Origin of the sequence: Cryobacterium sp. 10I1, from assembly GCF_035019805.1 — a bacterium.
GTDB classification, from domain to species: domain Bacteria; phylum Actinomycetota; class Actinomycetes; order Actinomycetales; family Microbacteriaceae; genus Cryobacterium; species Cryobacterium glucosi.
Map to the genome: position 1 here is coordinate 1 of NZ_JASJVF010000415.1, position 1809 is coordinate 1809.

1 protein-coding gene and 1 pseudogene are annotated in these 1809 nt (G+C 68.5%); one reads left to right on the forward strand and one right to left on the reverse strand.

Annotated elements, in window-relative coordinates:
* On the forward strand, window positions 1–1128 hold a 1128-nt coding region (locus tag QN345_RS18620), incomplete at its 5' end, for a LuxR C-terminal-related transcriptional regulator (protein WP_323509064.1).
* Window positions 1129–1323: 195 nt separating this feature from the next.
* On the opposite strand, the pseudogene QN345_RS18625 reads toward QN345_RS18620, so the two are convergent.
* Window positions 1324–1809, reverse strand: a pseudogene (locus tag QN345_RS18625) (ABC transporter ATP-binding protein); the annotation flags it as partial.

Here is a 1809-nt window from a genome sequence, read left to right on the forward strand (position 1 = left end):
GTCGACGCGTTCGGCGAGGTCGCGACGAGCCTCCGGCGATCCGGCAACCTGGCCGACATGCTCGGCACCACGATCGTCATGGCCGACCTCCTCATCCAACAGGGGCGGCTGCGAGACGCCCAGCGCGCCTGCGAGGATGCCCTGCGCCTCGCGGCGGAACAGGGAGAGCCGGTTCCCCAGTCGACGGCAGACCTCCACGTCGCCGTCAGTGAGCTCCTTCGTGAACGCTCCGACCTGCCCGCCGCCCGGGAGCAATTACTGATCGGCCAGGCACTCGGCGAGCGGGCGTCCCTGCCCGAAAACCGGTATCGCTGGTTCGCCGCGATGTCCCGGATCGACGAGGCGGAGGGACGACTCGACGACGCCCTTGACGCGCTCGGCGCCGCGGAGCGCCTGTACCGGCCCGGGTTCTTCCCGGAGGTGCGGCCTCTTGCCGCGATGAAGGCCAGGCTCTGGATCAAGCAGGGACGGCTCGGTGATGCCCAGGGCTGGGCAGACAGCCAGGGGCTCGCGACAACGGATGCGCCGGGTTACCTGCGCGAGTTCGACCACCTCACGCTGGCGAGGCTCTCGATCGCACGGCACACGTCCGATCCACAGGCCGGCTCCCTCGACGCGACAGCGGCCCTGCTCGACCGCTTGCTCGAAGCGGCGGATGCCGGTGGCCGCGCCGGCCGGGTGAACGAGATCCTGGTCCTGCAGACGTTGGCGCACGCGGCAGCCGGCAACACGGACCTGGCGCTCCGCCCGCTCGCGCGCGCCCTCGCCCAGGCGGAACCAGAGGGGTACGTACGGCTCTTCCTGGACGAGGGCGAGCCGATGGCCGCGCTTCTCCGAACGGCAGCCGACGAGGGAATCGCCCCCGACTATGCTCGCGGCCTCAGCGCGGCGTTCGTGCGCGAGGACGATCCGGGGGCATCCGCCCGGCCGCTCGCCGAAACGCTGAGCGAACGCGAACTGCACGTGCTCAGGCTTCTGGCGACCGAGTTGAGCGGGCCCGAGATCGCCCGCGAACTGTACGTCTCCGTGAACACCCTGCGCACCCACACCCGGCATATCTTCGGCAAACTCGAGGTCACCAACCGGGCGGATGCGATCCGTCGCGCTGAAAAGCTCGGCCTCGTCTGACAATCACCACAGGGATCACCACGTGGAGTGATGCCCCGTCATCACATGTCTCCCTAGATTCAGGGTGTCTTCAGGCAACCGCCTGGGTCACGCAGAACATCGGAGCCTCTCATGAGCATCACGACATCCACCCTCACCCGCGCGGCCCTCGCCCTGCTCCAGGCCCGCGGCGTCAACCTGCTCGTGCTCGACGAACCGACGAACCACCTCGACCTCGTCGAGGCGTTTGATCCGGCTCTCCATCTGCCGCACCTTCTGCGCCTGCTTCTCGCTCGATTCAGCGGATGCCTTCCGCCGGATCTTATCGTTGTCCGGCGACTTCTTCATCGCGTTGCGCACGCCCTGGCTCGACCACTCCCGCTGGACGCGGGCCCGGCCGACGAGGTCGGCCTTCTTCTCGGCGAACTCCTCATAGTGTTCGCGCTTGTGCCTCCTGTCGGTTTCGCGCTCCTCGAGGTAGGAGTCGTAGCCGCCGCCGAAGACCCGGTTGGCGCCCTGGGCGAGATCGAGTTCGAGCACCCGGGTGACGCAGCGGGCCAGGAATTCCCGGTCGTGGCTGACGAGCACGACCCCGCCCCTGAGTCCGTGCACGAAGGCCTCGAGCCGTTCGAGTCCGTCGAGGTCGAGGTCGTTCGTGGGCTCGTCGAGCAGCACGACGTCGAAGCGGCTGAGCAGCAGGGC